Annotated in this window: 8 protein-coding genes; 4 read left to right on the plus strand and 4 right to left on the minus strand. The window is 73.4% G+C overall.

Annotation, left to right across the window (positions count from 1 at the left end; genetic code table 11):
• Positions 1-1,287: oleate hydratase (locus ACWEMJ_RS32815; protein ID WP_452140793.1), on the minus strand; the 1,287-nt coding region annotated here is incomplete at its 3' end.
• Positions 1,288-1,512: 225 nt separating this feature from the next.
• On the opposite strand from ACWEMJ_RS32815, the gene ACWEMJ_RS32820 reads away from it, so the two are divergent.
• A complete protein-coding gene (locus ACWEMJ_RS32820; RefSeq protein ID WP_452140794.1) occupies positions 1,513-2,478 on the plus strand; it encodes an SDR family oxidoreductase in 966 nt (321 codons plus the stop codon).
• Here ACWEMJ_RS32820 and ACWEMJ_RS32825 read toward each other — a convergent pair.
• Positions 2,469-3,482 (minus strand): helix-turn-helix transcriptional regulator, encoded by a 1,014-nt coding sequence (locus ACWEMJ_RS32825; RefSeq protein ID WP_452140795.1) that lies wholly within the window; start codon positions 3,480-3,482, stop codon positions 2,469-2,471. The genes ACWEMJ_RS32820 and ACWEMJ_RS32825 overlap by 10 nt on opposite strands.
• Positions 3,483-3,695: 213 nt before the next feature.
• Here ACWEMJ_RS32825 and ACWEMJ_RS32830 point away from each other — a divergent pair, with 213 nt between their 5' ends.
• Positions 3,696-4,253, plus strand: coding sequence for a hypothetical protein (locus ACWEMJ_RS32830; RefSeq protein WP_452140796.1), 558 nt, complete (start codon positions 3,696-3,698; stop codon positions 4,251-4,253).
• Between the two features lie 57 nt (positions 4,254-4,310).
• Here ACWEMJ_RS32830 and ACWEMJ_RS32835 read toward each other — a convergent pair whose 3' ends face one another.
• On the minus strand, positions 4,311-4,736 hold the full coding sequence (locus ACWEMJ_RS32835; RefSeq protein WP_452140797.1) for a winged helix-turn-helix transcriptional regulator: 426 nt from the start codon (positions 4,734-4,736) through the stop codon (positions 4,311-4,313).
• A gap of 105 nt (positions 4,737-4,841) precedes the next feature.
• On the opposite strand from ACWEMJ_RS32835, the gene ACWEMJ_RS32840 reads away from it, so the two are divergent.
• Positions 4,842-6,299 carry an MFS transporter gene (locus ACWEMJ_RS32840; protein ID WP_452140798.1) on the plus strand — a complete coding sequence of 486 codons (1,458 nt, stop codon included), beginning with the start codon at positions 4,842-4,844 and terminating at the stop codon, positions 6,297-6,299.
• Positions 6,300-6,363: 64 nt separating this feature from the next.
• Here ACWEMJ_RS32840 and ACWEMJ_RS32845 read toward each other — a convergent pair whose 3' ends face one another.
• On the minus strand, positions 6,364-7,767 hold the full coding sequence (locus ACWEMJ_RS32845; protein WP_452140799.1) for an amidase: 1,404 nt from the start codon (positions 7,765-7,767) through the stop codon (positions 6,364-6,366).
• A gap of 118 nt (positions 7,768-7,885) precedes the next feature.
• Between ACWEMJ_RS32845 and ACWEMJ_RS32850 the strand changes: the two genes are divergently transcribed.
• On the plus strand, positions 7,886-8,491 hold the full coding sequence (locus ACWEMJ_RS32850; protein ID WP_452140800.1) for a TetR/AcrR family transcriptional regulator: 606 nt from the start codon (positions 7,886-7,888) through the stop codon (positions 8,489-8,491).
• Positions 8,492-8,574 lie beyond the last annotated feature (83 nt).

An 8,574-nucleotide genomic window follows, 5' to 3' on the forward strand; every position in this document is an offset into this window, starting at 1 on the left:
GCCGAGTTCGGCGGAGGAGATGTCGAGGGTGGCGATCTCCTGGCCGAAGATGCTGAGCGAGCCGTCGCGTTCGTGGTCCTTCGGCTGCTGCTTGAAGTGCGGCTGCCGGTTCACCGTCCAGCTCAGCAGCCACGACGAGTCGCGCACGGTGACGATGCCGCCCGTCACCACGCCGCCCGAGAACGGGTCGCGCTTGCACACCTTCTGGATGTACTCCGGGATGCGGCGGTCCAGCGTGGTCACCGTCGCCGACTCCCACTTGGTCTGCGGGATGTGCGCGCCGAACACGTCCGGGCGGCCGAAGTCCGGGTGCTTGGCGGCGATCCGGCGCCACAGGTCCCAGGCCGGCGCCGGACCCTCGTCCAGCTTCGCCGGGGTGTGCTGGTCGCCGTTGTCGGAGTTCTCGGTCAGCGAGCCGATGGTGGTGAACAGCAGGTCGTCCTCGGTCAGCCCGACCCCGCCCGGCTGCCCGCCCGACACCCAGTGCAGCGCCGTCGCCTGCTTGCGGCCGCCCTCGAAGGAGAAGTCGACATCGGTGACCGTGGTGTCGTACTGGAACACCACGCCCTGCTCCATCAGCCACTTCACCAGCGGCAGCACCAGCGACTCGTACTGGTTGTACTTGGTGAACTTCAGCGCCGAGAAGTCCGGCAGCCCGCCGATGTGGTGCACGAAACGGTGCAGGTAGAGCTTCATCTCCAGGGCCGAGTGCCACTGCTCGAAGGCGAACATGGTGCGCCAGTACAGCCAGAAGTTCGACGCCAGGAACTCCTCGCCGAACACCTCGTCGATCCGCTTGCCCTCCATCTCCTCGCGCGTCGCCATGAACACCTTCATCAGGTCCCGCTGCGCCCGGTCGGTGAGCGCGAACAGGCCGTTGGTGCCCGCGTCCCGGCCCTGCCGGTGGGTGACGCGCTGGAGGGAGAAGTTCGGGTCGTCCTTGTTCAGCCAGTAGAACTCGTCGAGGACGCTCGCCCCTTCGATCTCCATCGAGGGAACGGAGCGGAAGAGGTCCCACAGGCACTCGAAGTGGTTCTCCATCTCGCGGCCGCCGCGCACCACGAACCCGCGCTCGGGCTCCTTGATGCCGTCCAGCGCGCCGCCCGGGATCTTCTGCTGCTCCAGGATCGTGATCCGCTCGCCGGCCAGCTGGCCGTCCCGGACCAGGAACGCCGCACCCGCCAGCGACGCCAGCCCCGAGCCCACGAACCACGCCCGCTTGTCGTCCACCCCGGCGGGCTTGCGGGGCCGTGCGAACGCCTCGTAGTTGCCGCTGCTGTAGTACATCGCGCCACTCCCATCCGTTGCACGGACCGACCAAGATCGTCGGCCTCTGGTTCCACCCAACCCGTCCTTACATCCGCGCGCACGGCGGGGTGCCCGCATTGCGATGTTCGGGTGAATTGCCCCATTGGGCCCTTGTGCCGATCCGGTGGTGTCGATATGGCGCTCGACATGTGAAGGAATGAAAGGTGACGGGTTCTGTCACCTTTGGCGTCGATCGTTGAAGGCATGGAGAACACGAACGAAGCCCCGTCCCCCGACAGCCTCCCCGCCCGCCCGCTGGCGGGCCGGATCGCCCTGGTCGCGGGGGCGACCCGGGGCGCGGGCCGGGCGATGGCGGTGGAGCTGGGCAGGGCCGGTGCGACGGTCTACGTGACCGGACGGACGACCCGCGAGCGGATGAGCGAGGTCGGTCGGGCGAGCGAGACGATCGAGGAGACGGGAGAACTGGTGACGGCGGCCGGCGGAGTCGGGATCGCGGTGCCCACCGACCACCTGGACGAGGCGCAGGTGCGCACGCTGTTCGGGCGGATCGAGGAGGACCACGGGCACCTCGACATCCTGGTCAACGACCTGTGGGGCGGCGAGCGCCTGCTGCTCGACTCGGTCTTCGGGAAGAAGAGCTGGGAGACGCCGCTCGCCGACGGGCTGCGGATGCTGGAGCTGGGCGTGCGCTCGCACGTGATCACGGCGGCGCTCGGCCTGCCGCTGCTGATCCGCTCGGACGCGCCGCTGCTGGTGGAGGTCACCGACGGCACGGCGGAGAGCAACCGCCGCTACCGGGAGAACCTCTACTACGACCTGACGAAGAACGCGCCGATCCGAATGGCCTTCGGACTGGGCGAGGAACTGGCCGAGTACGGCGGCGCGGCGGTGTGCGTGACGCCGGGCTTCCTGCGCTCCGAGCAGATGCTCGCGCACTTCGGCGTGACGGAGGAGAACTGGCGCGACGTCATCGAGGCCGAGCCGGCCTTCGCGATCGCGGAGTCGCCGCAGTACCTCGCGCGCGGCGTGGCCGCACTGGCCGCCGACCCGCAGCGGGCCGAGCGGTGGAACCGGAAGTCGACGTCCAGCGCCGAACTCGCCCGGGCCTACGGCGTCACCGACACCGACGGCAGCCGGCCGGACGGCTGGGCCTACTTCGACGCGGTGGGCGAGAAGGGGGATCAGGTCTCGGCGGACGACTACCGCTGAGATCGGGCAGGGCCGCCGTCCGGGCCCTCGTCGCGGTAGAGCGCGGCGAAGGCCCGGGCGTGCCGGGCGAGCCGGGCGCGCAGCGCGGGCGGGGCCAGCACCTCGGCCTCCGCGCCGAGCGAAGCCAGTTCGAGGAACGCGATCTCCTCGGACTCCACGGCGAGTTCGACGGTGACGAGCCCCGCCGCATCCGGCGGTGCGGCGGCGGCCAGCGCCCGCTCGGCCGCCGCCCGGTCGGTGACCTCCGGCAGGCGGCGCGCGCCCGCCGGAGTGAGCCGCACCGTGGCGGCGGAGCGCAGCAGCGAGCGGGCGAACCGGGCGCTGTGCTCCTCCCAGAACGCCGCCAGGTCGAAGGACGCCTCGCGGGTGAACGCGCCGTCGGCGGGCGTCTCCAGCGCGGTGATCCGGTCGGCGCGGTAGCTGAGGAAGGCGCCGCCCGCCCGGCCCACCAGGTACCAGACGCCCGCCTTCAGGACCAGCCCGTACGGCTCCACCCGGCGGGCCGCCCCGGGCTCGCGACCGGGCCGGGCGTAGACGAACTCGACCGCGCGGTCCGCCCAGAGGGCGCGCGCCAACTCCGGCAGCAGCTCGGGGGTGGACGGCTCGCGGAACCACGCCGGCGCGTCCAGGTGGAAGCGCCGGGCCGAGGACTCGGCCGCCGCCCGCAGCGAGGGCAGCAGGGTGGCGGAGACCTTCAGCCGGGCGGCGTCGGCGGCGTCGGACAGCCCGAGGTCGCGCAGCGCGGAGGGCAGGCCGGACAGGAAGAGCGTCTCGGCCTCGGTGGGGTCCAGCGTGGTCAGCCTGGTCCGGTACCCGGGGGCGAGCCGGTAGCCGCCGGCCCGGCCGCGTTCCGACCGGACCGGGATCCCGGCGTCCTGGAGCGCCTGGACGTCGCGGATGACGGTCCGTTCGGACACCCCCAGTTCCGCGGCCAGTTCGGCGGCGGTCAGGCCGGGGGTGGACTGCAGCAGCAGGGCCATGCGGATCAGACGGGAGGCGCGCATCCGCCCAGCATCCCCGATCCGCGCCCCGGCGCTCACCCCGGGCGGCCCGTCACTCCACCCGGAACCTCGCCGGCCGTTCCCTGACTGTTCATCAGCTGATCATTCATCACGATCCGTACTGTGGACGGGTGGTGTGAGCAGGGCTTTCGATGGATAGGCTGGCAGACAGCCCGGCCCGACGGGCCGATCCACCGAGGGGGAATCCACACCGAAATGTCGTACCTGCGCACCTTCCTGCCCTGGATCGTCTTCGCGGTGATCCCGTCCGCCCAGTGGCAGTGGGCCGCCCTGGCCGGCCTGGTCGTCGCGGCGGCCGTCATCCTCCAGCAGCGCGGGGCCGGCGCCGCCTACGACGCGCTGATCATCGAACTCGGCTCCGCGCTGTACTTCGCCGCCCTCGCCGCGATCGCCTTCGCCGACCCGCACTCCGGCATCCGCGACTGGTCGGCGACGCTCTCCTCCGCCTGCCTCGCCGTCATCGCCGGCACCTCGCTGCTGATCGGCAAGCCCTTCACCCTCGGCATCGCCAAGCGCAGCACCCCGCCCGAGATCTGGCCGCTCAAGCCGTTCATCCGGGTCAACGTGGTCATCACCACCGTGTGGACGGCCGCGTTCGCACTCACCGCCGTCGTCCTGGCCGTGCTCGCCCACGGCGGCCGCGGCCACTCGCTGCCCTCGCTGCTGGTGCAGATCGCCGGCTTCGTCGTCCCGATGGTCTTCACCGTCCGCTACGTCGCGCTGGTCCAGTCCCGCGCCCCGCAGCAGCCCTGACGCCCCGTCGTCCGAGGAGCCCGGCCGTCCCACGGCCGGGCTCCTGCCATGCCGGCCTCAACTCCCGCTCTGCCGGGCGTCGTACGCCTCCCGGGCCGCCGCGATCTCCCGCTGGTGGGTCTCCGTCCAGGTGACCAGCGAGCGGATGGTGGCGTGCAGCGTCCGCCCGAGCGGCGTCAGCGCGTAGTCCACCCGGGGCGGAACCACCGGGTGCACCGTCCGCTCCACCAGGCCGTCGCGCTCCAGGTGGCGCAGCGTCACCGTCAGCATCCGCTGGCTGACCCCGTCGATCGCCCGGCGCAGCTCGGTGAAGCGCAGCGACCGGCGGTCCAGCAGCGCGATCACCAGCAGCGACCACTTGTCGGCGACCCGGTCCAGGATCTGCCGCACCTCGCAGTCCTCCCGGACGTCCCACTGGAGGATGTCGTAGTCGCACTCGGTCACTGCGCAGTGCGTCGGTTCCTCAGAAGTGCCTTCTTCCATGCCTCCTGATGGTGCATCAGGATGACGGTGGTTACAAGAGGGAACCGACCGGACGGAACAGAACCGCCGTCGGCCCTCGCCACCCCCCGTCCCGAGGAGCCCCCGGTGTCCGCGCCCACCACCCTGCCCGAGAACGACCGCGAGCCCGCCTTCGAACCCCCCGGCCGACCAGGGAGTCCCGACCCGCTCGCGCCCGCGCGCGGCCGGGCCGCCGCCGTGCTGGCCGTGCTGTGCGGGGCGATCTTCCTGGAGGGCATCGACGTGGCGATGCTCAACGTCGCCCTGCCCTCGATCCGCTCCGGCCTCGGCATGTCCACCGGCGCCCTCTCCTGGGTGATCAGCGCCTACGTGCTCGGCTACGGCGGCTTCATGCTGCTCGGCGGCCGCGCGGCCGACCTGCTCGGCCGGCGCCGGATGTTCCTGCTCTGGCTCGGCGTCTTCGTGCTCTTCTCCGGCCTCGGCGGCTTCGCCACCGAAGGCTGGATGCTCGTCCTGGCCCGCTTCGCCACCGGCCTGTCCGCCGCCTTCATGACCCCGGCCGGACTCTCCATCATCACCACCTCCTTCCCCGAGGGCCCCCGCCGCGACCGCGCCCTGCTGGTGTACGCCGGCACCTCCGCCGCCGGCTTCTCGCTCGGCCTGGTGGCCGGCGGCCTGCTGACCGCGATCGGCTGGCGCTGGGTGTTCTTCGCCCCCGTCGTGCTGGCCGCCGCCCTGCTTGCCGCCGCCACCGTGCTGATCCCGCGCCAGGCCGCGCCCGAACGCACCCCCGGCGCCCGGTTCGACCTCGCCGGGGCGATCACCGTCACCGGGGCGATGATGCTGCTGGTCTACGGCGTGGTCCGGATCGGCGAGCCCGACGCCCGCCCCGCCGTCACCCTCGCCGTGCTGGCCGCCGGCCTCGCCCTGCTGACGGCCTTCGTGCTGATCGAACGGCGCTCGCCGGCCCCACTGGTGCGCCCCGGCCTGCTGCGCACCGGAACGCTGCTGCGGGCCGACCTCGGCGCGCTGCTGTTCGCCGGATCGTTCTTCGGCTTCCAGTTCGTCGCCACCCTCTACCTGCAGGACCTGCGCGGCTGGACCCCGCTGCAGACCGGCCTCGCCCTGCTGGCCGTCGGCTCGGACGCCGTCCTGGCGCCGACCCTCACCCCGTGGCTGGTCCGGCGCTTCGGCCACCCCCGGGTGATCCTCGGCGGCTTCCTGCTGGCCGCCCTCTCCTACGGCCTGTTCGTCCCGGTGGGCGCCGACTGGACGTACCCGATGATGTTCCCGACCATGCTGCTGACCGGCCTCGCCTTCGCCCTGGCGTACGGCCCGCTGACCATCGCGGCCACCGACGGCGTCGCCGAGGAGGAGCAGGGCCTGGCCGGCGGACTGCTGAACACCGCCTTCCAGTTCGGCGCCGCGCTCGGCCTCTCGGCGGTCACCACCGTCAACCTGGCGGCGCTCGGCTCCGGCGCGACCCCGCTGGAGGCGTTCCGGATCGCGCTGCTGGTGCCGGTCGCCTCGGCCGTGCTCGGCGCCCTGATCGCCGCCGTCGGCGCGGTCCGACGCCGCGCCTGACGCACCGCCGCCGACCGGGCCCCGGCGGTGCCGCCCGCACCACCGGGGCCGGTGGGCGCCGCGGTCAGCAGGCCGGATCGACGGGGGAGAGGACGCCGAAACGGTCCTCCAGGTGCTGCGCGGCCGCCAGGCACAGGTCCTCGCGGAACGGCCGCCCCACCAGCTGCACCCCGGTCGGCAGCCCGTCCGCGAGCCCGGTCGGCACCGCCACCGAGGGGACGCCGACGAAGCTGGTCAGCGAGCACAGCCGCATGGCGTCGGTGACCCGGTCGCGCCCCGCCTGGTCGCGGGACTCCAGCCCGGGCTCCACCGGCGGCTCGGTGAACACCGGGCCGAGCAGCAGCGGATACTCCTGCAGGAACTCCGCCCAGCTGCGGCGGATGTTCATCCAGGTGCCCATCAGCGCGATCAGCCCGGCCGCGTCGACCTGCGGCGTGCGGCGCATCGCGAACCCGATGAAGCGGTCGCCGCCCTCGCCGAGCAACTGCCGCACGACCGGCCAGGACGGGGTGAACTCGGCGACGGTGAGCCGGTGGTAGGCGTCGAACGCCTCCTCGAAGCGGGGCACGTCCGGCACCTCGCGCACGTCGTACCCCGCCTCGGCCAGCGCCCCGGCCGCCCGCTCGACGGCCCGCCGCACCGTCGGATGCACCCCGCGCCCGCCCGGATCGGCGACCACCGCGACCTTCGGCGGACCGTCGAGCGGGCGGCCGTACAGTGGCGCGGGGACGGCCCGCGGATCACGCGGGTCGGGCCCCGCGAGGGCCTCGTACGCCAATCGCAGATCGGCCACCGTGCGGGCCAACGGGCCGTCCGTGACCAATACTTGGGAGGCCGGGCCGGGATCGTCCGGGCCCAGCAGGCGCTGGTCGGCGGCGAACCGCCCGGCGGTCGGCGCCAGCGCCGCGACCCCGCAGAACGAGGCCGGGACGCGCACCGAGCCGCCCGAGTCGTCGCCCAGCCCGAGCGCGGCCATCCCGGTGGCGACCGCCACCCCGTCCCCGCCGCTGCTGCCGCCGGGCGTGCGCCCGGCGTCCCACGGGTTCAGCGTGTCGCCGTACAGCTCGCTGCGGGTGTGCATCCCCGACAGGATCAGCGTCGGCATGTTGCTGTGGCCGATCGGGACCGCCCCGGCGGCGCGCAGCCGGGCCACCGGGATCGCGTCCGCCTCGGCCGTCAGGTGCGCGAACCGCCGCAGGCCGAAGGTGGCCGCGAAGCCCTCGACCCGGATGCACTCCTTCACCGAGAACGGCACCCCGGCCAGCGGGCCGAGCTCCTCCCCGGCGGCCCGCCGCGCGTCGAGCCGGCGGGCATCGGCCCGGGCCCGCTCGGCGAACAGCTGCGTGACGGCGTTGACCTGCGGATTCACCGCCTCGATCCGGTCGAGGTGGGCCTCCACCACCTCGACCGCGGACACCTCGCCGGCGCGGACGGCGGCGGCGAGAGCGCCGGCCGAAAGCTTCCACATGGTTCTGTCCTCCCGATTTTTCCGATGCGCTCGCATCGGAACGAGACCGCACCCTAGCCCACGAACCGATACACTCGCATCGAATAAATCACCACCGAGGCGCGGGAGGCCGCAGCAGATGCCCAAGCAGGTCGACCACGAGGAACGCCGCCGTCACATCGCCGACGCCGTCTGCGCCCTGATCGACGAACAGGGCCTGCAGGCCGCCGGCCTCCGCGACGTCGCCGCCCGCGCCCAGGTCTCGATGGGCGCCGTCCAGCGCTGCTTCCGCACCAAGGACGAGATGCTGCGCTTCACCCTCGCCCACATCGGCCGCCAGGTCACCGCCCGGGCCCGCGCCCGTCTGGTCGCCGCCCCCGCCCAGTCACCGGCCAGCGCCGTCGGCCACCTCGCCCACGAGCTCGCCCTGCTGCAGACCCACCGGCGCGCCCAGGCCCGTACCTGGCTCGCCTTCCTCGCCGCGGCCGCCGTCGACCCCGCCCTGGCGGCCGGCCTGCGCGCCGGCTACGCCGACCTGGAGGAGCTGCTCACCCCCCTGATCGCCGCCGCCGTCGACCTCCCCGACCCCGCCGCCGAGGCCCGCACCCTGCTCGCCCTCGCCGACGGCCTCACCGCCCACGTGCTGATCGGCCGGCGCACCCCCGAGGAGGCCGAGCACCTCCTGCACGCCCACCTGACCCGGCTCTGGGCCACGACTCCCCATGGCTGCGCCGAACACCGCTGAAACTGCGCGGAGTTGACGGTCCGGAACGCGGATCGACCCGCGGCCGTCCGGCCCGGGGGAGGGCCGTGGCGCGCGGGTCGATC

The sequence above is a fragment of the Kitasatospora sp. NPDC004531 genome, from assembly GCF_053602195.1.